The 22,926-nt window shown below is 40.5% G+C and carries 20 protein-coding genes; 5 read left to right on the top strand and 15 right to left on the bottom strand.

All coding sequences use genetic code 11. The features are described 5' to 3' along the window. Positions 1–40 precede the first annotated feature (40 nt). The 3 genes from gpmI to LBN07_01005 form a co-directional block, all read right to left on the bottom strand. Complete coding sequence (gene gpmI / locus LBN07_01015; GenBank protein MDR0850049.1) at positions 41–1,570, bottom strand: 2,3-bisphosphoglycerate-independent phosphoglycerate mutase; 1,530 nt, start codon at positions 1,568–1,570, stop codon at positions 41–43. 24 nt (positions 1,571–1,594) lie between these two features. Beyond that, entirely contained in the window at positions 1,595–2,842 is a 1,248-nt protein-coding gene (locus LBN07_01010) for a phosphoglycerate kinase (GenBank protein ID MDR0850048.1), read from the bottom strand. A gap of 61 nt (positions 2,843–2,903) precedes the next feature. Next, a complete protein-coding gene (locus tag LBN07_01005; protein MDR0850047.1) occupies positions 2,904–4,529 on the bottom strand; it encodes a Na/Pi symporter in 1,626 nt (541 codons plus the stop codon). A 222-nt stretch (positions 4,530–4,751) separates the two neighbouring features. Here LBN07_01005 and LBN07_01000 point away from each other — a divergent pair, with 222 nt between their 5' ends. Continuing rightward, positions 4,752–4,973 carry a hypothetical protein gene (locus tag LBN07_01000; protein ID MDR0850046.1) on the top strand — a complete coding sequence of 74 codons (222 nt, stop codon included), beginning with the start codon at positions 4,752–4,754 and terminating at the stop codon, positions 4,971–4,973. Positions 4,974–5,020: 47 nt separating this feature from the next. On the opposite strand, the gene LBN07_00995 is transcribed toward LBN07_01000, so the two are convergent. From LBN07_00995 to LBN07_00975, 5 genes are all read right to left on the bottom strand, one after another. Beyond that, positions 5,021–5,293 (bottom strand): HU family DNA-binding protein, encoded by a 273-nt coding sequence (locus tag LBN07_00995; GenBank protein MDR0850045.1) that lies wholly within the window; start codon positions 5,291–5,293, stop codon positions 5,021–5,023. An 89-nt stretch (positions 5,294–5,382) separates the two neighbouring features. After that, positions 5,383–6,951, bottom strand: coding sequence for a polysaccharide biosynthesis protein (locus LBN07_00990; GenBank protein MDR0850044.1), 1,569 nt, complete (start codon positions 6,949–6,951; stop codon positions 5,383–5,385). A 3-nt stretch (positions 6,952–6,954) separates the two neighbouring features. Next, complete coding sequence (locus LBN07_00985) at positions 6,955–7,449, bottom strand: AbrB/MazE/SpoVT family DNA-binding domain-containing protein (GenBank protein MDR0850043.1); 495 nt, start codon at positions 7,447–7,449, stop codon at positions 6,955–6,957. 95 nt (positions 7,450–7,544) lie between these two features. Continuing rightward, entirely contained in the window at positions 7,545–8,255 is a 711-nt protein-coding gene (locus LBN07_00980) for a hypothetical protein (protein ID MDR0850042.1), read from the bottom strand. Positions 8,256–8,396: 141 nt separating this feature from the next. Then, the gene (locus LBN07_00975; GenBank protein ID MDR0850041.1) at positions 8,397–9,629 is read right to left on the bottom strand and encodes a hypothetical protein; all 1,233 of its coding nucleotides are present in this window, start codon (positions 9,627–9,629) and stop codon (positions 8,397–8,399) included. Positions 9,630–9,833: 204 nt separating this feature from the next. On the opposite strand from LBN07_00975, the gene rpmE reads away from it, so the two are divergent. Then, entirely contained in the window at positions 9,834–10,037 is a 204-nt protein-coding gene (rpmE, locus tag LBN07_00970) for a 50S ribosomal protein L31 (GenBank protein MDR0850040.1), read from the top strand. A 38-nt stretch (positions 10,038–10,075) separates the two neighbouring features. Here rpmE and LBN07_00965 read toward each other — a convergent pair whose 3' ends face one another. The 3 genes from LBN07_00965 to LBN07_00955 form a co-directional block, all read right to left on the bottom strand. Next, positions 10,076–11,698 (bottom strand): hypothetical protein, encoded by a 1,623-nt coding sequence (locus tag LBN07_00965; GenBank protein ID MDR0850039.1) that lies wholly within the window; start codon positions 11,696–11,698, stop codon positions 10,076–10,078. Positions 11,699–11,707: 9 nt separating this feature from the next. Then, positions 11,708–12,274: a TRAFs-binding domain-containing protein gene (locus LBN07_00960; GenBank protein MDR0850038.1), complete on the bottom strand. Its 567-nt coding sequence runs from the start codon at positions 12,272–12,274 to the stop codon at positions 11,708–11,710. A gap of 108 nt (positions 12,275–12,382) precedes the next feature. Then, on the bottom strand, positions 12,383–12,973 hold the full coding sequence (locus LBN07_00955) for a hypothetical protein (protein ID MDR0850037.1): 591 nt from the start codon (positions 12,971–12,973) through the stop codon (positions 12,383–12,385). 197 nt (positions 12,974–13,170) lie between these two features. Between LBN07_00955 and LBN07_00950 the strand changes: the two genes are divergently transcribed. Next, positions 13,171–13,917, top strand: coding sequence for a hypothetical protein (locus tag LBN07_00950; GenBank protein MDR0850036.1), 747 nt, complete (start codon positions 13,171–13,173; stop codon positions 13,915–13,917). A gap of 8 nt (positions 13,918–13,925) precedes the next feature. On the opposite strand, the gene murC is transcribed toward LBN07_00950, so the two are convergent. Then, complete coding sequence (murC, locus tag LBN07_00945) at positions 13,926–15,275, bottom strand: UDP-N-acetylmuramate--L-alanine ligase (GenBank protein MDR0850035.1); 1,350 nt, start codon at positions 15,273–15,275, stop codon at positions 13,926–13,928. A 63-nt stretch (positions 15,276–15,338) separates the two neighbouring features. Continuing rightward, positions 15,339–16,160, bottom strand: a complete 822-nt coding sequence (locus LBN07_00940; protein MDR0850034.1) for a class I SAM-dependent methyltransferase — start codon at positions 16,158–16,160, stop codon at positions 15,339–15,341. Between the two features lie 241 nt (positions 16,161–16,401). On the opposite strand from LBN07_00940, the gene spoVG reads away from it, so the two are divergent. Further along, positions 16,402–16,677 carry a septation regulator SpoVG gene (gene spoVG / locus LBN07_00935; GenBank protein MDR0850033.1) on the top strand — a complete coding sequence of 92 codons (276 nt, stop codon included), beginning with the start codon at positions 16,402–16,404 and terminating at the stop codon, positions 16,675–16,677. Positions 16,678–16,832: 155 nt separating this feature from the next. Here spoVG and LBN07_00930 read toward each other — a convergent pair whose 3' ends face one another. After that, complete coding sequence (locus LBN07_00930; GenBank protein ID MDR0850032.1) at positions 16,833–20,474, bottom strand: hypothetical protein; 3,642 nt, start codon at positions 20,472–20,474, stop codon at positions 16,833–16,835. 381 nt (positions 20,475–20,855) lie between these two features. Between LBN07_00930 and LBN07_00925 the strand changes: the two genes are divergently transcribed. After that, positions 20,856–21,647: a hypothetical protein gene (locus LBN07_00925; protein ID MDR0850031.1), complete on the top strand. Its 792-nt coding sequence runs from the start codon at positions 20,856–20,858 to the stop codon at positions 21,645–21,647. A 363-nt stretch (positions 21,648–22,010) separates the two neighbouring features. On the opposite strand, the gene LBN07_00920 is transcribed toward LBN07_00925, so the two are convergent. After that, complete coding sequence (locus tag LBN07_00920; GenBank protein MDR0850030.1) at positions 22,011–22,592, bottom strand: hypothetical protein; 582 nt, start codon at positions 22,590–22,592, stop codon at positions 22,011–22,013. Positions 22,593–22,926: the final 334 nt, after the last annotated feature.

The following is a 22,926-nucleotide window of genomic DNA, read 5'->3' as shown; positions in this document are numbered from 1 at the left end:
GGCCACACAGCCGGCATGCAAATGCGTTCATATAATAATATCACAGTAAACTAATACCTGTCATTTCCTTGGGCTGCTTAATTTTTAATATCTTTAAAATCGTTGGAGCAATGTCACCCAGCTTGCCGCCCTCTTTAAGCTTAAGCCCTATTAAACCATCATCTATCACAACAAACGGAACCTTAAATATACTATGCTGAGTGGATACCTTTCCGTCACGGGTAAACATCTCTTCAATGTTTCCATGATCGGCGGTTATAATGCAGGTACCCCCTTCTTCAAGAGCAGCTTCAGCAATTTCATTAAGCCTAAGGTCAACTTCCTTAACCGCTTCAAGCGCAGCCTTATAATCGCCCGTATGCCCAATCATGTCTCCGTTTGCAATATTAATGGTAATCAATTTATACTTATGGCTCTTTATGGAGGATATGGCAAACTGTGAAATTTTTTGTGCCTGCATTTTGGGTTGCACGGCAAAGTTTGGAATTTTATCACTCTCAAACAGCTTTCTATCCTCACCTTTATATGGTTTTTCTATCGTTCCGTTAAGATAATATGTCACATGGGCATATTTGGTAGTCTCGGCAATTTTTAGCTGAGAAAATCCGTTTTTGCTTATCACTTCGCTCAGTGTATTTTGAGGTACAACATCTGCATAAGCTACAGCAATGTTTTTAAATTTTGCGCTAATTTCCGTGGTTGTTTGCACTCTGAAATTCTTAAGCCTCTTTGTTTCAAATTCCTTAAACTTGGTGTCGGTTAGGCTTTCCAAAAACTGAATCGGTCTGTCTTTTCTGAAGTTTACCAAAATAAACGCATCGTTGTCTTTAAAAGTGTGAGCTCCGCCGCCGTCATCAACAATACACGGCTCTATAAATTCATCGGTTATGCCTGCTTTATAATTTTGTTTTATGCCGTCATATATGCTGACAACAGGAGTAGCCTTACCAAAAATTACCATATCATAAAACTTTTTAGTTCTGTCATAGTTGTGCTCCCTGTCCATGGCAAAAAATCTGCCGCACACAGAAGCAAACTTACCCAAACCTATCTTTTTCATATGTGCATCAACCAAAAGCAAATATTTTTCGGTGCTCTTATAATAGGTGTCCCGTCCGTCGGTTACAGCGTGAACAAACACCTTTTTCAGCCCCATCTTTTTTGCCATGTCAAGATAAGCCAAAAGATGCTTATAATGACTGTGCACGCCGCCGTCGCTAATAAGACCCATTAAATGGAGCGCTGAATTATTCTTTTTCACATGCTCCATGGTCTTTATGATTTCGGGGTTCTTAAAAAAAATTCCGCTGTCAATTTCAAGATTAAGTTTAAGCAAGTTCTGATATACCACTCTGCCTGCCCCTATGTTCATATGCCCCACTTCACTGTCACCCATCTGACCTTTAACCAAACCTACGGGTTCTTCGCTGGCAGAAATTGAAGTATAAGGATATTTTGATTTATAATAATCCAAAAAGGGAGTACCCGCCTCTTTTACGGCGTTACCCTTTTTTCGCGGATTTTCTCCAAATCCGTCCAATATTAAAAGAACACAAAAATCAGTCCGCATTTCTTTCTCTCCGACCGGCCGCACTTATTTTGCTTTCTTAGCTGCGGCTTTTGCCGGAGCTTTCTTGGCAGCCTTCTTAGGAACGATCATGTCCTCAACGTCTCTGATAACGTCCACGCCCGGAAGGGTCTTTCCCTCAAGCATCATAAGACTTGCTCCGCCGCCTGTTGAAATATGGTCTATGCGCTTAGCATACCCGAGCCTTATAACAGCCGCAGCACTGTCGCCGCCACCAATAAAGGTAAACCCATTGCATTTGCTTACAGCTTTGGCCACTTTTAAAGTACCATTTGCAAAGTTGCTAAATTCATAAACCCCAACGGGTCCGTTCCATATAATGGTTCCAGCGCCCTTAATTTCTTTAATAAACATTTTTGTTGTTTTAGGTCCGATATCCAGCCCTTGATAGTCGTCAGGTATAGCAGCTGTCAAAAACTTTTTGCGCTTAGCTGAGTTGCTGAATTCTTTTGCTGCAATAGTGTCATATGGCAGAAGTACCTTTACGCCTTTCTTCTTTGCTTCATCAAGCATACGTTTTGCAAAATCAATATTAGTTCCGTCTAAAAGCGACTTTCCGATGCTGCCGCCCTGAGCCTTAATAAAAGTATAAGCCATTCCTCCGCCAATAATAAGTGTGTCGACCACTCTCAAAAGATTTTCAATAACCTGAATTTTATCCTTTATTTTAGACCCACCCAAAATAGCTACAAAGGGGCGTTTGGGTTCACTCAGAATACTGTTGATTACTTTTATTTCTTTGCCCATCAAAAAGCCTACAGCGTTTGGCAGAAGATTTGCTACACCATAGGTTGAGGCATGCTCTCTGTGTGCTGTTCCGAATGCGTCGTTTACATAAATGTCAGCAAGCAGCGACAATTCCTTGGCAAACTTGGGGTCATTTTTGTCTTCGCCCGGGTTAAACCTCAGGTTTTCAAGCAACAATACTTCGCCGCTTTTTAAGGCCTTGGCCTTTTCTTTAGCATCCTTGCCAACTGTGTCGGTTGCAAAAACTACAGGTGCCTTAATCAACTGAGATAATCTCTCGGCCACAGGTCTGAGCGTAAGCTTGGGGTCAATTCCGTTGGGGCGCCCGAGATGCGAGCAGGCAATAACCTTTGCCCCCTGTTCGGTCAGATAGTTTATTGTAGCAAGACTCTCCATTATGCGGTTGTCGTCAATAATCTGTCCTTTTTCGTCCTGCGGAACATTAAAGTCCACTCTTAAAAGTATTGTCTTACCTTTTACATTGATATCTTTTATGGTTGTTTTCATATTTTTTCTCCTTCTTCTTTTATATCATTATATCTACAAAACTTATGTTTTTGTATACTTTTTAAGACGCTATCATAGCAATTGTCGCAAACGTTTCACTGATGTCATCTATAGCGTTTATCATGCTGTTGTGTATAGTAAAGTTTTCGGCGTTCTCAGTTTTATTTTTAAGAGCAGCTGTTGCCGCCTCTCTGGTCTGCGCCTTAATTTTATCAACATCGCTGTCAAGCTCCAGCACCCTTACCATCAAAGCATTTCGGTCAAATTCGGCCGTGCTGTCAAACATACGCAGAGCCGTAAGCGAAGCTACACTTATAAGAAGCACTTTGTCGGTCATTTCTTTTATACTCTTTTCTTGCGCCCGTGTAAAATGTTTTTTATGATTTTCTGCTCTAAGGCTAAAAAATATTATCTTTTGTATCTTTCTGATAATGGTTCGGTTTTTATGAACAATATCTAAAATCTTTGAAAGTTTGGCCTGATCCCCTTCACTTACGCCGGAGGACACATTCATTATTGTCTTTTCTATTTCAAAGGTGTAACTGTTTATTTTTGCAACATCATCTTCAATAAACTTCTTTTCTTCTTCATCATCGCTGAAGGCACACTCCACACTCTTAAAGAAGTGCCCGCTGAGTTTGGTATAGATATCTATCAGGCTATTTAGCATAACCGGCACCGCCGTTGCTGCAGTAATTTCGGCAACAGCAGGAAGTGCACTTTGATGATGCCTTCTCTGCTTCTCCTTAAACACAGCCGCTGCCAAATTTGTAACATGTTTTCTTAAAGGAATAAGCGTAAGGGCTATAACAATATTAAATATTATATCAAACAGCAACACCGCAAACATAGCCGAACCTACCCACTGCTCCATATATGTCCCCAAAAGCGGCACGCACGCAAGCATTATGCTAAAGACTACAGCGCCTACAACATTAAACAGCACATGCACCATACCCATTCTCTTTGCAGTAAGTGTTCCGCCCAGCGTTACCAGCATTGATGACAAAGCAGTACCTATGTTAAGACCGATTGCACCCCAAAGTGCCAAATCAACCGATATAATGCCCGCTGTCAAAAAGCTTATGAGCACAGCAAAGGCTCCAAGCGAGGTTTGAAGCAGGCAGGTAAGAACTGTAAATGTTAGAAATATTAGTATAGGATGGCTGATAAAATTAGCAAATCCGTCAAACAAGTGCAAATCATTAAGCATGCCCATACCGTCAGACATTATGGTAATACCCAAAAACAACAATCCTATAAAGACAAACAGCCTAGCAAAGTTTTTAACCTTGATAGACTTTGAAAATAAAAGCACAAACATTCCTACAATTATAACAAGGCTTAAAACCTTCAAAACTTTTAATGACCCTATAACAATAAGTCCGTGCACAACGGCTGCACCCACATTGACGCCAAACACAATTCCGACAGCCTGAATAAGAGTTATTACGCCTGCGTTGCAAAGCGCCGCAAACAGCCCCATAGAGGCAGTAGAACTCTGAAGAATGGTGGTAAAACCCAATCCAATACCGGCCGCACCAAAAGGATTTCTTGTGGCTTTTGTTATTACATTTCTAAACTTGCTTCCGGTGGTGCGCTCCAGGGCCTCGCTGGTCATTTTTACGCCAAACAGCATAACTCCGAGCCCCACCAAAAAAGTTACTATCCCAAAAAATATTTCCATAAATTAATTGGTTACCTTTTGTGCTATTCTATCAGATTTAAACAAAGTTGTATATCAAAATAAATGATTTTGCGACAAATTTCAGGGTTTAGTATGTGCATTTCACATTTTTTTAACAACCGGCATATATTACTTTCACAAAACAGCGCGCAAGGGGCACTGAAGCTGCAGGCACAGACTTAACCGCATGCCAAAGATACTACGCAAAAAAGAGGTGATTTTATGACAATTGAACAAATGGCAAGTGAGATTGCCAAAAACAACAAAAGCGAACAGGAAGCAATTGAAGGCTATTACCTTCTGATTGACGAAGCAAAACGTAACAATGCTCCAAAAGAATTTATAGCACAAGTCGAGGAGATAATAAGCGACGAGATGAACCACTCTGAAGTGCTGTCTTATTGGGTAACCAAAATGACCGGAATAAAGCCGAACGAAACCTAATAAATATCCGCATCAAAAAAGACCGACCGAACGGTCAGTCTTTTTTGTTATCTTATTGCGCTTTTAAAGGCCTTGCCTGTTTTAAACGACGGAACAAGCTTGTGAGGGATTATCATCTTCTGTTTGGTGACCGGATTGACGCTCACCCGCTCAGCACGGCCTCTTACCTCAAACTTACCAAACCCTAAAAGCCTTACCGCCTCGCCGCGTTTCAGCGTATCATAAATAATCTCAGTTATGGCATTGAGACAATTAAGCGTTTCTTTTTGAGTAAGCTTCGATTTGGCGCTGGCCGATTTTACCAATTCTTTTTTGTTCATATTTATGTTTCTCCTTGTTGCCTCAATTATTACCCAAGCAAAAAGTTTTATTCAAAAAATCCGATTATTTTCAGATGCTTTGTTACATTTCATTCCGGCGGCAGCTCTACTCCATCCGAACTCTGAGTGATATTCTGTTTTTTCTTTATTAAAAAACCCAACTCCTGCTTGCTGAAAGTTCCGCCCAAAATTACAAGGCCCACAAAAACTGTCGCACCAAGTAAAAACGACAAAACTAAACCGGTGCCGCCCAAAAAGTCAAACAGCCGCAGGCCTAAAAAGCATGCACTCAAAAGCCCAAGGCTTGAAAGCACCATTGGAGTCAGACCCCCTACCCTAAACCTTACGAGCTTTCTTAAATATATTAGATTTATCACAAGCCCCACAAAGAAGCACGCCATATTAGAAATCACTGCACCCAGAATATTGACTCCGGGTATGCCCAGCAAAATCACCTCCAAAATAATCTTAACCACGATTGCAATACCCAAACTTATGACGGGCACATAGGGTTTTCCCATACCCTGAAGGATTGCCGTGACAAGCTGCAAAAAACCCAGAAACAGCACGCTTACCGCCGACACCTGCAAAAGTACGGCAGCTATATTCAGCCCTTCAACCGCGCCAAACAGTAGCCCCAAAATTTGAGGAGCAAAAAATAAATATACAAGTGCACACGGAAAAAGTAAAAACAAATTAAGCTTAATTGCAAGCGAAACTTTTTTAGTGCTATCCTCTTGGGTTTTGTTGCGCGCAAGAGTCGGAATGATAGCAAACGATAGCGAGAGCGAAATGATAGTAGGCAAAGATATCATGGTGCTGATAATTCCGCTGTTTATGCCAAGCAGACTCACCGCCAAACTGTTTGAAAGTCCGATGCGTTCAAGAAGATTAACTATCAAAAAACTATCCAGCATAAGCGACAGCGGAAAGATGGACGAGCCCAGCACAAACGGAACTGACGCCAGAAAAACCTCTCTTATAGTCTCTCTTATCGGAGCTTTATCAGAGCGTGACACAGGTATATTTTCTTTAGTGAACAAATAATGGATTATTATATAAAGCAGCGCAAAAACCTCGCTGAGCGTAATGCCTAGCAGTGCTCCTACGGCACCGTAAATTAAGCCTTGGGGCATAAGCTTTACGGCAAGAAATAAACCCAGAAACAGTTTAAAGATTTGTTCAATAATTTGCGAAACGCCCGTTGGTACCATATCCATATGGCCCTGAAACCAGCCTCTTATTGCCGAAAGCACCCCCACAACAAATATTGCAGGGGCCACAACAAGATATCCTGAGGCAATATCCGGAGCACCTTGAAGCCTAGATAAAACACCTGAAAGAAGCATCAAAACCAAAGCAAATGCTCCGCTCAAAATCATGAGCATAAGCAGTGCGCCCCTAAAAATACGCCGCGCCCCTGAAGGATTGCCAACAGCAATTTCGCGGCTTATAAGTCTTGAAATTGCAGCGGGCATGCTGGTTGAAGTAAGACTCAGAATAAGCGCAAAAACAGGAAAAACCATATAATAGATGCCTATCCCGCCGGTTCCCAAAATGTTGGTAAGCGGAATTTTATAAAAAGCGCCCAAAATTTTGCAGATAACTCCGCTCACACTTAAGATAAGCGCTCCCAGCACAAACGATTGCTTCTTCATAGGCTACACCAAAAGCCCAGACAGATAATTTGCAGCAAAATTGATTACTTCAGCCTTGCCCCCAACATCCCCCAGCACAGCGATGCTACCGCACCAAAACCCCTGCGAAAAAACAGGAGCGACAAATCCGTCTATATTTCTGCCGGAAATAATTTGTATATCCTTATACTCTCCGGCAACTGTTATGTCACAAAATTCTTTGGTGAGTTTTTGTTCGAGCATGTCTTTTTTACCGGCACCCTTGGCGAGAATTACTCTTTCGTTATCCGTCATAATACATGGACACTGCACAATTTCATAAAGACTTTCCAAAATTTGCTCGCCTTGGCTTTTGATATTAAAAATTCTTGAAAACTTGCGCAAAATCAGTTCCTCATCAGACAGAATGATTTCAATATCGCTCCCCTCCCTAAGGTTAAGCGTGCGCCTTATTTCTTTTGGTACAACTATTCGCCCCAGCTCGTCAAGCTTGCGGACAATTCCTGACACTTTTTTCATAGTGTTAGTTTGCATGCAAAAAAGAAAGTTATGCCTAAACATAACTTTTACATTCAAATATTTTTTGTTTTAATTGCAGTTGATAAAAGGTTATGTTATATTTTACTTGTATCAATTTCTATATCAATTTCATCGGGGTCTTTTAGGTCATCCGCCGACACGATTATATCGCCGTCATCCTTAATATCTGCAGGAAGCTCCTTGATGAGCCGCTCCAGCGCCTTGTCAACGCTTCTGTCTCTCATACGGTCCAAGGATATAATTGTTCCTGTTTCGTTCAAATCTTCTTCAATGAGTTCTTTCTTTGCCATATCCGGTGGATTTAGCTTCATCTCATCATATAGAATGTCGCAAATATACTGACTTAAAAACCAATAATAGTTGCGTAAATTAAGCCCGTTGGCCTTTACAACCTGACCAAATCTTGGGCTCTCAAAAATTTTATCTATAGCAGGATTTAAAAACGCTTTCATTTTTTGCGGAGCGAGCTTGCTGCTGTTTCTGGCAGCCATTATGTTCCACTCAAGCGCTCGCTTATAGTTTATCGGAAAAAAGTCGCCAAAGCCCCGCTTATAAATATACCCCATATAATCCTGTGCCGGAATATGCCCCATGCAGGCGTAGCCTGCTATTTCTTCAATTTTTTTAGTAACAAGCTTGCGATATTTGTCTCTGTTATATCTCGTAGGCTTGTCGGCATCAACCACCCAGCTTCGCAGACGCAAAAACAAATCCCTATGTTCTGCAAAATCAAGCTCATCATAATCGTCTCTGTTATAAAAAATTTCTTCATCAAAAATACCCATATTTCACTCCACAAAAGTCAATGTAATATAATTTTCTATCATTCTCTATGCTAATTATACTAGGTTTTATCTGACGTGGCAACCGATTAAACAGGTTTACTCAAAAACGACAAATAACTTCATGATTATACACATGAAGCATCAGCTTATCACAATATAAACAATCTCAAATATTTCGGGATTGCTTGTCAAATAAAACTTGACGGCAAACTCATTAGGCAGCGCTCCGCTCACTTTATATACATAGTCATACACCATTGAAGCACTCAGGTCTTGCCCGCAGCTCATATAATTCAGAGTATCATACTCCGTGCCGTCTATTATAAATTTTGTGCTTACAGCGCCGGACGATATTCCGACAAGAGCACCGTTTAAAAATAACTGAACCCGTATTGTCGCTCTGCCCAGATGGTCAATCATTAAAAATTCAGCAACAATCTCTTGTGCTTTGGGCATCACCACTATCTGAACGGTCTTTTCGATTTCGCCGTACTTAAAAACTATTTGAGTCTGCCCTACACTCTTGGCAACAAAGCGGTCTGTATCAAAATATACAATGTTAGAATTTTTTATATCAAACGAAGAAGTTTTATAAAAATCACTTGCAAAGCTCGGAGTAAACTGAACGGCAGGCAATGTCATTGACTGTCCTACTTCAAGCGTCAGGCTGCTATCGCAGCTAAGCACAACATCCGTCAGCGGAATTCCTGAAACAAAAACCTTTACGGTTTTGAACTTTCCTATGTTTTTGTTGGTAACCTTTATAAGACAGTTTCCTACACCTGAAGCAGTAACAATATTTTCTGTGACACTTACACACAGGCCGTCAGCCGAAACATCAACACCAGACGGCATATCAAAATAAAAACTCCTGAAAAAACCTGCTGCCTCAGCTGCCTGATGCTCCGCAGAAGTTCCGCCCGGCAAATATAAATTTATGTCCTGATTAAATCCGGCAAAATCATAGACCGAACCCTTATAACACAACTGTACGCCAAAATCTATGTCATCGTCGTCTGCCGGCAGCGACTTTACTTCGACCAAAACAGAATTATGATAGACCTTATCTCCCACAGACGCTTGAGCTAAAAGCTTGCCGCTGCCAATTCCCACGGGTTTGATTTTGTTGTTTTCAATCATAAAAATGCTTTCATCTTCTGAGCTGAATTCTATTGCGTTATGCGGCAGATTAGTTTGAATTTTTATGTTTTTCAGGTCAACCTCACTGTTTATGTTAATTTCTATTTTATTGGTTGAAAAAATCAAAAAACGTTCCTCGTTTTGAGGAACAACCGTAATCATAATCGCTATAAAAATACAAAGGGCTGAAAGAGAGCCCATGGCATATAAAATACTCCGCCATGTCTTGCTCATACTCCAAGCCTCCTTTTGAGAGAGTCGACATAATGTTAATAAAATTGTCGGATTTTGTCAAGTAATTTACATAAGAAAAAGGCTCTTTCTTTAATGCAGTGAGCTTTAGGGCCTAAATATATGGCAAAACTCTCAAAAAGGGTTGACGAAAGCAAAACTATATAGTATACTTGTAAAACAAATTTTAGATAGAGGTGAAGGACTATGAAAAAAGATTTACATCCGGATTATCATGAAGTTGAAGTTATCTGCGCTTGCGGCGAAAAATTTAAAACCCGTTCAACCAAAGCGGGAGAAGTTATAAAGGTGGAAATTTGCAACAAATGCCACCCGTTTTATACCGGCAAACAAAAGATAGTCGACACCAGCGGCCGTGTAGAAAAGTTCCAGAAAAAATACAAAATGTAATTAAAAAAATCCTCACGTAAAGCGCGGGGATTTTTTATTTATATCATCTGCTGCGACGGGCCGTCGGCAGTCTGCAGCTGCTGCATATGAAAACTTCTAAACCTGTTCAAAATATTCTCCATATCCTCACGGTTCTGCAAAATGTTTGTTATATCTTCAACACTGTCTATCTTGGTGGGAGTGCCCAGAATAGTCAGATGGTCGCCCGTATCCGGGCTTTGTTCTTCACGCTGTCCCTTGCCGTATACGGTAGGAATTATCTTTATCGGCAGACTCTCATCTGTATCAACCTTGCTACCGTCTAAGTTACCGGCATCAATTTCAAATACCTGTCTTTCGGCAAAGGTGCCGTCCCATTGTTTTTCTTTTATTGTCTTTATATTAACTCCGCCGATGCCCACATCATGATTTGCCCAATCATAATTGTTGTGATAAAAACTGTCAACAATCTTACAGTCGTTTAGCTCTCCTTCCCTGTTTGTTTTTATGAGAATATTCATGGTATGATCTTCCAACTGACAACCAGAACTGCCTTTTATATACTTTCCGTCGCTTGTTTTGTTGGGCTCATATATCTTATCAATTTCTACAGGTGCGCAGATACATACATCAATTGTGCGCAACTCCGTATAGCATGTATCATAAAACTTCTCCACCGCGCTGTTATACGCCGCCGTATCCCCTTTATTTGAAGCTTCATAAGCATCCATAAGAAATCCGTTCATCTGCTCGCCCTGCCACCTGTCAAACATAAGCTGCTTTACCTGCGCATGGTGACGGCAGTCCCCCAGACCCAACGCAAACATAGCCGAAATACTTGTGCGCGAATCTGCCTCTTTATTGTTTTCTTTGCCGGCAACATAAAACAGTGATTTCACCGTTCTGTCATAAGCGCTTGTACCGTCGGCATCTTTATGTTCGGCGTTATTTTCAAGATTAAGACCTGTGCCGGCAAAGTTTTCCGTTCCAAAGTGAAACCTTATAAAAGAATTTGTTGCATCTAAAAATTCTTCTGCATTATTAATATCTTTAAGACAACCATATTCTTTCAGTTTGTCAGGTACCTTTCCTTCAGGAAAGAGCTGCTCTATGGGTTTGCCCAAAAGACCGTCAAATATTTCAATATCTTTTCGTGAAATCGAATGGTCCGGCAACTGTCCGCCAAACTTAGTGTTTCCGCCTATATAATTAGCTCCTTCAAAGTTGGAAGCAAAACCTCTGTAGTTATAGCTCCATGTTTTGAGCATCTCAGCTTTTTTAAAGCCTGCCGAGTTATTAGTTTGATTTTTTTCAGAAGCAACTTGATTTTGAACTACATTTTCTATTTTTTCATTTAGTTTTTCAACAATAATGTTTACTGTTTCCGGGTTATTATAACCGGCAACACCCAAAATAGAATCTCTCGTTGTTTGTATCTGCCAATCGGGGACATTCATTTTAAGAATTGCGTCCAAGCTGTCTATAATCTGGTCTGGAGGCACGCCCGCAATAAAGGCAGCCTCCAGCTTGGTTGCTACACACCAATAATCCTTTGTTCCCTCGGCACCCTCTTTAAGACATGCCAGATAAGTCAGTTCCGCCAATTGTTTGGCCCTATCTTTATTGGCTTGTCCGGCTTCAATCCGGCCGGTCAGCATTTCTTTTTTTAAAGCCAGCTCCACGTTTCGGTATTATGCATTAATACCCGGATAAAACTCAGCAAACTTAGCAAAGCCCGCTTCATATGCGTCAGCCGATTTTTGCAGATACATAATACTCTCTTGCTGAGAGGCTGCCTGATTAGACTTGATTTTATAGGCTTTTCCCAAAGCCCCGTAAACATCCCCGCTCACGCGGTTTTCTTTAATCAATTTGTTTGCAAGTTCAATAGTTTTGTCAGGTGCGGGAACCCCGGATTTATTATATCCCACCATCAGCAGTTCGTTTACCATAAGCGAGTTTTTAAAAGTCTCATTGGTGCATTTGTCATAAAAAGCAACCATTTCATCAAAGTTGCCCAAATCCCTGAAAGCGACAAATATCCGCATCAACTGACTGTTAGTGGCAGTATTAATAAACTCATCTTTCTCTAAAAATTGCTGCTTCAAAAAAGCCGTCCTGTCTTTTTTGTTTTCAAATGACTTTATGCGGCCTGCCTGCTTATTAAACTCCTGCTGTCTTAAAGCATACTCCTGATTTTTCTTTCTGCTCTCCTGCAGGTCATAAAAGCCCACCCCCGAAAAATAGTATTCACCCATATAACCCTCCCCAAAGCGGGGTGCCCCGCCATTTTATGCACTGCGATGCCGGACAATTTTTAAGCAAAGTTAAATAAGCCCGCGAAAACGCGAGCCTAAATTACTAATTTAAAAATTCTGACCCGTTCCTTGCACCGGATTAACCTTATACGTTGCGTCAAAAGCAGAATTAGTTACGCTATAAGGGTTGTCCGGTTCAGTAACATTAACCTTTGAGCCGGCAGGCACAACCTGAAAGGCACCCTCGCCCCATTCGGATTTCATAATAAACACATTTTCGGTTGCCGTATAAAAAGACTGAGGATCGCCGCAAGTCTGATATTCAGCTTGCTTGCCTCCTGCCTTTATTTCTCCGTATCTCTTTTCAAAATCCGCCTTAGTTTTGTTAAAATACTGCTCTCCGTCAGGATTGGTTATTATCATAGCTCCGGCATCTGCCATCTCTTTTGTGATAACCTTTTCAGCCTCAACAAACCTGTATTTTTTGCCGCCTATTTCAACGATGGGCCCCGTCGTAACCTTTTCACCTTCCACCGCACGCCTCGCCGAAATTTTACAGTCCTTTGTGGCAACAACTTTGTTCAAATCCGTAAAATAAGGCAAAGCCTCGGCGGGTTTTTGTATTACCCTAAAATCCATATCCATGTCGGTATATTTTTTTAAATCCATTGAAGTAAAATGAATTCTCTTGTTTTCCATAATTTCCTCCTCTATCCACAGCATTTGCTGATAATGTGGACAATTACATTATACCTCGCTCGCTCTTGTCAAGCCCTAAATTCATAAAAAATAAAAAACAACCCAATTTTTTCAAATCGGGTTGTCCACAGTTGAGTTGATAGCCGCCCCCATTTTTCCCTCTTCCTTTTTGTTACATTCTGTGATATAATAAAAATATGGAAGAAAGAGATATTGAAGAAGAATTTACACTTGCCGACATATTAAACGCTTACATAAATATAAATCCGAGGCAGCTAAGCGAAACCGAAATACAAGTGCTCATAGAGGATTTTGAAGCCATCAAAAGCGGAGAATTAGATGTGCCGAGTGAATTGCTTTATGACTTTTTTGCTTTTGGCAAGCTTGTGCCGTCTCGTCATACAACATTTGCTGATGATATAGCATCCAAATATCCTGCCGAGAGGTTTTTAAGAGTGCTTGAAATCGGCGCGGGAAAACAATGCTTGTTGTCTAAAACTCTGGTGAAAAAGGGCTACTATGTAACAAGTATGGACCCACAGATTTTGATAGATGAAAATCGTGCTGCCAAAAAAGGCTTTATTGTCACAAAAGACTATTTCAGATGTGATGAGTTTTCACCCGACAGCATAGGAACAGATATAAGCAGTTATGACTTGATTGTTGCCCAACAGCCTTGCGGTGCTACCGAACATATTATACGACAGTGCCTAAAAAATAATAAGCCATTTGAAATTAAGCTATGCGGCGATGCTCATCCGCATCTTTCGGGTGAAGAAGATGATACTCTGGAAGAATGGTATAATTACCTAAGCTCAATAGAAGGAACTTATATCGACAAAAACACTTATCAGGCAAGCAACAAAAAATTTCAGCAGGTACAAACACAGATTGATGAACCTGCCGCACATACTCTTAATGATATATTAGAAAACCACTTTTAAGTGGTTTTTTATTTATCCGCCGCCTCATGTGCCAGAGTTTCAATATCCCCTGCACCCAAAAACAAAACTACGCAGCCGCTATATTTTTTCAATATTTTTTTACTGTCAAATTTATCCATAATAAACGGGCCGTAAATTTTATAACAATTTACAGTTCGTTTCAGTGAAAGACACAGTTTTTCGGCACTGCCCTCATAATCATATTGCTCGCGTGCGGAATATGTATCTATAATATATAAATCCTGAACCTCATCAAAGCATTTTAAAAAACTCTTAAACAATGTTTTGGTGCGGCTGTAGGTATGCGGCTGAAACACGCATATGATGGGCAAATTATATGTTTCTTTGGTTGTCTTTATTGCGTTTTTTATCTCCGTGGGGTGATGGGCATAATCATGGATAATTATATTTCCCACGGCCTCACCCACTTTCTCAAATCGGCGTTTAACGTTTTCAAACTCAAACAGTGCTTTTGAAATTATGCTCATCGGCACACCCAAATCCAAACACACAAAGCTTGCCGCAAGAGCGTTCAGCACATTATACCTGCCGGCACACCTCAAATGTATTTGCCCAAGATTTTGGTTGCCTTTAAAAACACCAAAACTATAGCGCCCTTGGTTTTGTTTTACATTCCTTGCCATTAAGTCACCGCAGTCTATACCAAAGGTTTTTTTGTTGCCGGATATAATCAAATCTGAATATTTGTGATTAATATAACAAACCCCTGCCTTATTTGCAAATGTACTGAAGGATTTTTTTATGTGGGATAACGACCTGAAGTAATCCATATGCTCTTTTTCAATATTGGTAATCACCGCATGTGTAGGGTACAAAGCCAAAAAACTGTCAGCATATTCGCACGCTTCGGTAACAAAATATTGTTTGTCGCCTATTTTGAGGTTTCCGCCCAGAGCTCCGAAATCCCCTCCGATATGTACCGTCGGAGTGTCAAACTTCATTAAAATTGCCGCTATCATAGCGGTGGTTGTGGTTTTGCCGTGCATGCCGCTGACAGCAATCACTTTCTGATAATTTTTTGAAATCTCCCCCAAAAACCGTGAGCGTGCAATCGTGAGAATACCACTCTCTCTGGCGGTTTTTAGCTCTATATTATCTTCTTTTATGGCGGCACTATAAATCACCATATCTGGGTTGACTTTCAAATTATTTTTGCTGTGCCCATAAAATATTCTGACACCAAGCTTTTCAAGCTCAGCGCAAAATTGATTTCTTGTTATGTCGCTGCCAAAAACCGCGCAGCCCTCACGCATCGCAAGCCCCGCCAGAGCACTCATACTCACCCCGCCGATGCCGACAAAAAACAGTACTTTATTTTTTTTATCCTTTGCTATCATACTATTTTATATGAGGCAAATGCCCAAAAAGTGAGAAAAAGAATCACCCAAGCACTTCTTTTACTATTTTAATCTAATCACACACACTATTGCGTGCTCTAATAATTTTTTTGTCTTTTGTTTTGTAATATTTAAAATTTGAGGTGAAGTCAAAAGCGGCTCAGCTTCGGCAAATTCATGAACCTCAACATAAAAACCCCTCTCACCAAGCCATTCCTTCACGTGCTCCAAGTTCTTAAAGCGCGGCAGATTGTTTCTATCGGTCAGCGCACTCAATCCCTCGTTAAGCCCTTTTAAGTTTTGGTTCTGGCTTTGAATAAACTTTGCAGGCGTAAAATCACAAGTTATCCAAACTCCCCCAAACTTTTGTAGAATATTCTTAACATTTTCAGCAATAATGGCCTTTTCTTCAAATGTGAGATATCTCAAGAGCCCCTGATGTATTATGGCGACTTTTTGATTTTTAGCAAAATATTTTTCACAAAAATTATAATTATTTAAAGCATTACCATTCAATATTTTTAAATTTTCAGGCAAAAAGTTTTTAAAACATTCTTTTCTAAGTGTTATAACCTGTGGCAAATCAATCTCAATATATTTTGCTTTTTCATTCTTGCAAAATTCAATTCCGCGCGATGAAAAACCGCTGGCAAGTTCAAGCACCTGAGTTATGTTTTCCTTGATAAGCAATTTGTCAATCAACTTATGTCTGGCCTCCAACTCAACTGCCAAGATTTTATCCGGCAAATATTCCACTTTTTGTTTGCTTTGTAAAAATTCAAAAGTCTCCCTGGCAAAAGGAATATCCGTAAACATTAAGGGATACAGTGTGGTTGTTGCCGTCGGAATTACACTTTCATAATTTTTATTTTCTACTTTTTTCATGCTAATATTATAGCAAATACTACCCCAAAATGCTATTCATTTCACTTATGTACCTATTTTTAAGCGATTTTCATCTCAAAAACTCCTGCCTTTAGCCCAAATTGGAAAAATATAACAAAAAACGGTTGCTAAAAAGTTTAAAATGTAATAAAATATATCTAACTATGAGGATGCGGAAAAGAGATACTTCAAATTTCGGCGGCCACAAATAGTAATTTTCAAAAAGGAAGGTAAATGAGACTTGAAAATTTCTGATGTGCGTGTAAGAGTAGTGAAAAAAGATGACAGCAAGCTTAAGGCAGTTGCATCTATCACTATTGACGAATGCTTTGTAGTTCATGACATTAAAGTCATCGAAGGAAGCCAGGGGTACTTTATTGCTATGCCTAGCAGAAAGACTCCGGACGGCGAATACAAAGACATTGTTCACCCGCTGAACACTGAGACAAGAGAAGAAATTAGAACTGCAATTCTAAATGAATTTGAAGTTGCTCTTAAAAATGCGGACAACGAATAAACAATAAAAAAACTGCCAACAATTTGGCAGTTTTTGTTTTAAAGCAAAATTCTTTAGATAGTTACAAAACTAATCACTGCCGTCATTGTGAGAAAGCTTTGACAAAAGCAATAACAAAAAAAACACCTCAACCAAGTTGAAGTGTTTTTTATTATTTATACCAGTATCGGGTTGGTTCCGACTTTAACGATATTTTTTAGGATATTGTTAAGTCCGTTAATAACCGGATATTCACCTGCAGCACCTGCTGCCCAATGTGAAGCTGTCCAGCCGAATGTACCGAAGTCAGTCTTAAGCTGTGCGGCTGTCTTCTTTATTCCAGGCTCAGTTGACTGAGGCGGAGTCTGGAAGGTTACGCTTTGTTCGTTTACATATATAACTCTGTCCATTGTGCCGGCTGTCCAATATCTTCGAAGTGTAAGGTCTCCTGCACACTGACTGAAGGTTGTCTGGAATCTGTATCCTGCATTGTCGCCCGAGTTGAACGATGCAACTGTATACCCTTGGCTTACTTTTGCTTCACCCATTATGAACGGAGAAATTCCAGCAGCAATTCCTTTGTTGAGGTTCTTTATGTTTTCCCAAACAATTCCGTTTTGGAACATAGAGCCGTCATTTATGCCTACCGTTGCCTGACCGGCAGCGTCTGTCTTAGAAAGCTCGGCTATAAGCTCAACATGAGCATATACTGTCGATACCTGTCCGCCATATCTTTTAGTAACCACTCCGGAGCTGTCTATCTGATAGTTTCCGAGGATTGCTCCGGCAACACCTCCGGCATAGAAGCCTTTGATTGTGGTTATGTTGCTTGTGCTACCTACATATGAAGTCTCAATATTACCATAAGACATACCCGCAAGTCCGCCGGCATAGAAGCCCGTAATGTTTGCTGCATATACTGCTGAATTTCTGATGAGGCCGGTCTTAAGCGTGTCGCCCCATGTTATTCCCGCTATACCTCCAGCCAAAGAGCGGTGTCCTGTCTTGTCGTATGTGGTTGAAGACTTTATGTTTACGTCATTGTTTACAAGTGCGTTGTGAACAATTCCATCGTGCTCACCCACTATTCCGCCAATTCTAGCATCAGAGTTTCCGTGAGTCTCAATCAGAGTGCTGTATACATAAACATCTTGGATTGTTCCCTTTTCGTTCTTACCTGCTATACCGCCGATAATAATATATACCTCTCTGTTGATTGTGCTGGTAAAAGTTGAAACTTGTATGTTTGAAGAAGCGTATGAGTTAAGTATTTTTGCATCCATGCCATAGTTCTGTCCTACAATTCCGCCCACAAACACGTTATAAAAGTCAAGTCCCTGATTTTCTGATATAATTCCGATAAATCTGTTAGGGTCACCTGCAATGATTGCTCCGTCTTTGTATTGCAACAATACAAGTCCGCTGACATCTGCATTGCTTATGGTCTGTCTGTAGTTATATCCTGCAACTCCGCCAAGTCTGTAAGCAACAAGCTTAACGCTTTCAATAATTACATTGTTGATTACTGCGCCCTGTTTTTCTGCATTCTTGTCACCGTTCAGGCCCACAATTCCGCCGGCATAATTATATATTTGGTTTCCGATAGAGCCGTCAATATTGCTCACTTTGCTGTTCTTGATTTCTCCGCCGGTTGTTTCTCCAAACATGGTGCCAAAGGCATAGCCTTCAATGCTTAATATAACATTTTTAATCTCAACGGATATCACATCTGTGCCGCTCGCTTTTCCGGCTAAAACACCTACACGTGAAATATAACTACTGTCAGAAACACCGGTTATAGTTACGCCGTCAATAACAAGGTTGCTGAACACTCCGCCGTTAGATTCTCTAAACATACCCACACCAACATCGGGAACAGTCTTTTTAATGTTAAGCCCTGTCAAAACCGCTGCTCTGGTGGTTCCGCCCAATACAGGCACTGCACCATACAGTCCACCGGTAAAGGTCTGTGCAATTACCGTCCATCCGTTGTTACTATTGATTGTGCTAAGATTAAGGTCGGCAATAATAGTATATACCTCGTCAGGACCTTGTCCGTCATGTAGTGTACCTGCAGGAGCACTAAGCTTGTTATACAGGTCTTGTGCGTCGCTTATTTGATAGTTGAACGCAGGAGGCTCTGGAGGCTCAATTTCTCCTCCGCCCTCATTGGGGTCTTTGTCAAAGTTGGAACCTATTGCACCTTTTCTCAAAACAGGAAATGTAAGATTTGAGTTTCCGCTGTCAAGCTGCCATACTTCCACAAAATTCCAGCCATTTCTGGTCGATCTTGAAATATATTTGGTCTGGTTAGACATTTCGCTTGCGTTGTTAAATCCGCCGTTGCCCGCATCCACATCGGGCTGTGCACCCGTTGCTTCTTTTATTGTGTCAAGACCTATTTTAAATCCGCCTACGAGTATGCTGTTAAGCGGGTCTCCGCCATCTGTTACATATACAAGAGCAAAGTGCAACCCGAATATGTTGTTACTTTTGGTTGTATCTGCTACGTTTTTTCCGATAGCTCCGGCAATTTTGCTTGTATCATGCGATCCGAAAGTGGACGACGTTGAAACTATATATATAAGAGCAAAACTGTCTCTTGCGTTTGCATAATAAACCTTTGTGCCCAAAGCATTTGTATATCCGTAGTTTTCACCTATAATACCGCCAAAGGTTTTGGTAACAGTATCCTGTGACAACACGCCTCTAAAGTAGCTTTCGGTTACAAGTCCCATTTCGTTGCGCCCTGTTACTCCGCCCACAACCTGGTCGGCTATATGTCCGATAGCGATTATTGCAGCACATCTGTCAATAATAGCCATAGAACCTTGCGAACTGCCTACGTTTCTGCCTACAATTCCGCCGATATATGCCGTTGTCCTAATACTGTCAATAAAGCCACCCGTGGCTATGCTGCCATCAAGCTTGCCGCCTCTTACTTCAACACTGATAATTTTGCCGGCACTCTGTGAAGCTACACCTCCCGCCTTGTCAAAATCACCAAATAATGTAACTCTATCCAAAATCAGGTCGTGCACAACAGCAGTCTCGCCAAGAGCATACATAAATCCTGCATTCTTGATTTTTGTAGCCAGAAGATTGTTATATTCCCTCATTGCATTGCTTGCGTTGGTTGAAACATAATCAAATGTGCCGTCACTATATTCAATAACATCAGTAGGTCCGGCAGTGCCTGTATCCACTTTTTTGCAAACTGCTATAATTTCGTCGTGAGTGTATGCAGAAACATTTACATATGAAATTTTGTGACCGTTTCCGTCAAATACACCCGTAAACTCCGTTTCAGTGCCGGTTTCCTTATCTATTCCGATGGGAATCCATTTTGCAGTCAAAACAATTTCCTTAGCCGTGTTGTTGGTGTCTACCTTATAGTGCTTATCCAAAGTAAAGTCTGCGCTGTTGCCCACTCTGAGCAAGTCAGCCTCATTAGATATAATATAAGGAAACTCTTCAGTTCCGTCTCTGACAACAACCTCAATGGTCATTCTCTTATATCTGTTGTTTCTGGTTTCAATAACAATATTAGTCTTTCCGCCGGCCTTGGCCAAAAACAAACCGTTTGCCGAATTATACTCCAATATCCCTGAGTCATTTGACCCATAACTAATAGTAGTATACCTACTGGGGTTTTCTATTTCCAAAAGCCCCTTGGCCTCTATTGTAGCTCCTTTATTTACCGGTATTGTAGTGTAGTTTAGTCTTATTACTTCATTGTCTTTGGTAAAGTAATAGATAGAGAACCCTACTGCTGCAAGGGCCACACACACCGCCAGAAATATCAAAAACTTTTTCATATTCTACCCTCCGTATTTTTATACACTCACATTTTACTACAGTTTACGCCGCTTGTCAATAGCAAATCAAAAAAATGACGCCGTTTTTCATAGTCAAAGATACTGCCTAAGCTCCCTCCCGCAAAGCACTCTGTTCGCTTGGTTTTCTAAAACACTTGTGTTATAATTCAATGAAGTTAGCTGAAAACTTGCTTGCAAGATGGACGCGAATAAGGCAGGATTTCAACACAACAAAATATTTTTTGTTTTAATTGCAGCTGATAAAAGATTGTGTTATAATTCAACTGAAGCGAAAACTGTTCTTGCACGAATATTTTAGAGCGAGGTTGAATTTCAACACTTTATGCTATAATTTTGCAATAATAAAAAGGATAACAACAAATGAAAGATTTAAAAAACAGTTTTATACTGAATGTTCCGATTGCTCACAGGGGCGGGTTTTGGGATAACCATACCATTCCCCAGCAGTCGCTGAAAGCCATGGAAATTGCTATAGAAAAGGGCTACGCCATAGAATTTGATGTATACGTAATAAGCGACGGTTCAACCGTTGTGTTTCACCACCAGCTCGACACACATAAGCTCACGGGTATGGATTTTGATATTTTAAAACTCAAAAAAGAAGACCTAAAAAATATATCTCTATGCAAAACCGACCAGCACCCGCCCAGCCTGCCTGAAGTATTAAAACTTGTAAACGGCAAAGCGCCGCTTCTGGTCGAAATTAAACCGGCAGATTATAAAAGTATAGGCTACAACAACGATAAAGTCGCCAAAACAGTATATGATATCCTAAAAGACTATAAGGGCGAATTTGCCGTTCAGTCATTTGACCCTAATATTATTGCATGGTTCAAAAATAACGCTCCCGAAATTATGCGTGGGCTGCTTGTTTCAACCTGGTCCAATACTGATATTTATAGACCCAAAAATCCGCTTGTGCGTTTGGCCACACGCAATATGTGGCTGTTTAAAAAAGCCAACCCGCACTTTATAGCGCATTTATATGATTCTCTCCCACGAAAACTAATAACAAACAAAAACCTGCCCGTCATCGGCTGGACAATCGAAAGTCAATCAGAGCTAAATAAGGCCGCACCGCATATAAACAACGCAATCTTCCAATTTTTTGAGCCGGATAAAAATACACCTTTTAAGAAGTTTACAACGTAAACTGCACTATAAAAACCTCCGTCTTCTTCCTATCTACTGTATGCAGCTGAGATGTTAAATCAGCTGCAGATATTCACAAATCATCTGCATCCTGAATAATTTCGTCGGCGTCACCCATTGGCACCCCCGTATAGCTGCCGTGCAAGTCCTGTTTTGAGCGCATTTGAGACTTTTTAGTTGATTTTTTATCTTTGTCTTGCATACTTACCACCTCTCGTTTAGCATATCCAATCCAACATAAAATACTCTGTTTCACAAAACAATAATCATTATAAATATCACAAAATATTGGCAGTATAAAGACTTTGCAGTTTTTCCCTGCACAGCAAAAAACAGCTCTTAGGCTGTTTTTTCTTCTAATAATTATTGTGACGGAGAATTGTCACCCTTATCGCTTACTTCAACAACAGGTGCTGATTCATCGGCATTTCCGCTGCCTATTGTCACATTAACACTTGTAGTATTGGTATTTCCTCCCCCACTTGGCTGCTCTGCGGGCCGATTGTGTTTTTTTGTTAAACTCACAACCAGACATATAAATACTATGCCCGGAAGTATTGCCAGCAACAGAATGGGCGGAGCCGCAAATCCTACTCCAATCAAAGCCAATAAGTATAATCCTACTATAATCGTTGAAGTGATTACCCTTCCCGCCTGACTTGAAACGGTACCGTCTCTGTTAACAGGGTTTTTGCAAAGCAGCACTCCGCAAACAAACAGCGGAATACCTATAATCAACACCATCACAATGCCTATCATCAAAAATATCAGCGCACCCATTTCGGTTATGTTAGACCCTGCCAGCGCATCAAGCAACCCAAACATCATCCATGACATAAACGTTCCTAAGGCTGCAACAAGCAAACCTATCAGCACCGAACCGAGCGCCATAAGTATGCTGATTATTCCCGCAGCAAGCTGTAATCTGCGTTTACTTTTATTCATAATATTTTCATCTCCTTACGCCATATATTATACTATAATTTATCCCTAATTGCAACAAATTATCACACTTCCTCACATAGTCTTCTTACAGGATTTGAGAGGACATTCTGACCGCAAAATCTTAAAAATTATAATCAAAGTTAATTCATTGACTATATCAACCAAAATATGCTCTATCTCGCTAAAATAGTGATGCTATTTTAAAAAAGTCTGTGATTTTATGAAGCAAAATTTGGCCTGATTTTTATGAAACTTTCATAGCCCGGCAACTTCTTATTATATTCTCTTGACTTTGTCAACCACAATGTATTATAATGAGTGAACAATTAATGCA

Source organism: Christensenellaceae bacterium, from assembly GCA_031260975.1.
Lineage (GTDB): Bacteria > Bacillota > Clostridia > Christensenellales > UBA1242 > JAISKJ01.
Note: the sequence above shows the minus strand (reverse complement) of the source record. Positions and strands in the feature narration are given on the sequence as shown.

What these genes read in the sequence shown, in the direction of transcription:
- LBN07_00960 (MDR0850038.1), bottom strand. Translation starts at nt 12,274, where the DNA reads ATGGGTGAATACTATTTTTCGGGGGTGGGCTTTTATGACCTGCAGGAG.
- LBN07_01000 (MDR0850046.1), top strand. Translation starts at nt 4,752, where the DNA reads ATGACAATTGAACAAATGGCAAGTGAGATTGCCAAAAACAACAAAAGC.
- LBN07_00950 (MDR0850036.1), top strand. Translation starts at nt 13,171, where the DNA reads ATGGAAGAAAGAGATATTGAAGAAGAATTTACACTTGCCGACATATTA.
- LBN07_01005 (MDR0850047.1), bottom strand. Translation starts at nt 4,529, where the DNA reads ATGGAAATATTTTTTGGGATAGTAACTTTTTTGGTGGGGCTCGGAGTT.
- LBN07_00980 (MDR0850042.1), bottom strand. Translation starts at nt 8,255, where the DNA reads ATGGGTATTTTTGATGAAGAAATTTTTTATAACAGAGACGATTATGAT.
- LBN07_00925 (MDR0850031.1), top strand. Translation starts at nt 20,856, where the DNA reads ATGAAAGATTTAAAAAACAGTTTTATACTGAATGTTCCGATTGCTCAC.
- LBN07_00955 (MDR0850037.1), bottom strand. Translation starts at nt 12,973, where the DNA reads ATGGAAAACAAGAGAATTCATTTTACTTCAATGGATTTAAAAAAATAT.
- LBN07_00985 (MDR0850043.1), bottom strand. Translation starts at nt 7,449, where the DNA reads ATGAAAAAAGTGTCAGGAATTGTCCGCAAGCTTGACGAGCTGGGGCGA.
- LBN07_00920 (MDR0850030.1), bottom strand. Translation starts at nt 22,592, where the DNA reads ATGAATAAAAGTAAACGCAGATTACAGCTTGCTGCGGGAATAATCAGC.
- LBN07_00940 (MDR0850034.1), bottom strand. Translation starts at nt 16,160, where the DNA reads ATGAAAAAAGTAGAAAATAAAAATTATGAAAGTGTAATTCCGACGGCA.
- LBN07_00995 (MDR0850045.1), bottom strand. Translation starts at nt 5,293, where the DNA reads ATGAACAAAAAAGAATTGGTAAAATCGGCCAGCGCCAAATCGAAGCTT.
- murC (MDR0850035.1), bottom strand. Translation starts at nt 15,275, where the DNA reads ATGATAGCAAAGGATAAAAAAAATAAAGTACTGTTTTTTGTCGGCATC.
- LBN07_00990 (MDR0850044.1), bottom strand. Translation starts at nt 6,951, where the DNA reads ATGAAGAAGCAATCGTTTGTGCTGGGAGCGCTTATCTTAAGTGTGAGC.
- LBN07_00975 (MDR0850041.1), bottom strand. Translation starts at nt 9,629, where the DNA reads ATGAGCAAGACATGGCGGAGTATTTTATATGCCATGGGCTCTCTTTCA.
- LBN07_01010 (MDR0850048.1), bottom strand. Translation starts at nt 2,842, where the DNA reads ATGAAAACAACCATAAAAGATATCAATGTAAAAGGTAAGACAATACTT.
- gpmI (MDR0850049.1), bottom strand. Translation starts at nt 1,570, where the DNA reads ATGCGGACTGATTTTTGTGTTCTTTTAATATTGGACGGATTTGGAGAA.
- rpmE (MDR0850040.1), top strand. Translation starts at nt 9,834, where the DNA reads ATGAAAAAAGATTTACATCCGGATTATCATGAAGTTGAAGTTATCTGC.
- LBN07_00930 (MDR0850032.1), bottom strand. Translation starts at nt 20,474, where the DNA reads ATGAAAAAGTTTTTGATATTTCTGGCGGTGTGTGTGGCCCTTGCAGCA.